At 43.4% G+C, this 868-nt stretch carries 1 protein-coding gene; it reads right to left on the bottom strand.

What is annotated here, in order from left to right:
- Nucleotides 1-173: 173 nt before the first annotated feature.
- Nucleotides 174-868: RNA-guided endonuclease InsQ/TnpB family protein (locus BO222_RS11305; protein WP_143357027.1), on the bottom strand; the 695-nt coding region annotated here is incomplete at its 5' end.

Genomic DNA, 868 nt, shown 5'->3' with positions numbered 1-868 from the left:
TTTTTTCTTTTACAGACTCATTTTGATCTTTGCGAGCTTTTCCTTTCTTTGTTGATTTGATCTGCTCTGAAGATATTCGAAAGATTGGGTTTTTCTTCCTGTCTTCAGACACTGCATCTTGGCGTCAATATCAATGGCCTTATTGTCTGTAAAAGAGGACAAAAAAAGAAACATTAAAACATAGTGGTTTGAAGATCAAGCACAGTATAAGCGGCAGTATCCCGAAGATTCTGAGCTGCATTGAGGCCACGATCTTCGGTATATCCGCAAACTGGGCAGACGAAAGTCCGATCGGAAAGCTTCAGAGCCTTATGGACATGTCCGCATTGATGGCATGTCTTACTGGAAGGGTAACGGCGATCGGCCAAACGGAACTCGATCCCTCGTTTGGCACACTGAAACTGGACGTCTGTTCTAAAGGCGTACCACTGCATCTGAGAAATGGCATGAGCAAGTTTTCGGTTCTTCATCATGCTGGCAATATTCAGATCTTCCATCGTGATGTAGGACGGATACAGATCCATGATCCGGGCAACCGTCTGCCTGCGGTATGTATTTCGGGTGTTGTTCATCTTTTGTTGAACAGTCTGTAATCGTTTCTGCGCTTTGTTCAGATTGCTCCTGGTTGGCCTATTGTCTGGATCCTTTTTCTTCCTTGCTCTGTAAGCTTTTAGCTTTCGAGAATAGATCCGCGAAATATGCTTTAGCTTTCTGAGTTTTCGTTTCATCGGACGTTTCTTATTGATGTTTGCAAAGACCTCTTTGTTAGAGAGAACAGCCAATTCCTTGATCCCGAGGTCGATACCAATACCATCTGAATCTTTACGATAAGAAGGAACAGAATCGACTTCGTACTCGACATAGACAC

Origin of the sequence: Ileibacterium valens, assembly GCF_001945525.1 — a bacterium.
Taxonomy (GTDB): Bacteria; Bacillota_I; Bacilli_A; order Erysipelotrichales; family Erysipelotrichaceae; genus Ileibacterium; species Ileibacterium valens.
Note: the sequence above shows the minus strand (reverse complement) of the source record. Positions and strands in the feature narration are given on the sequence as shown.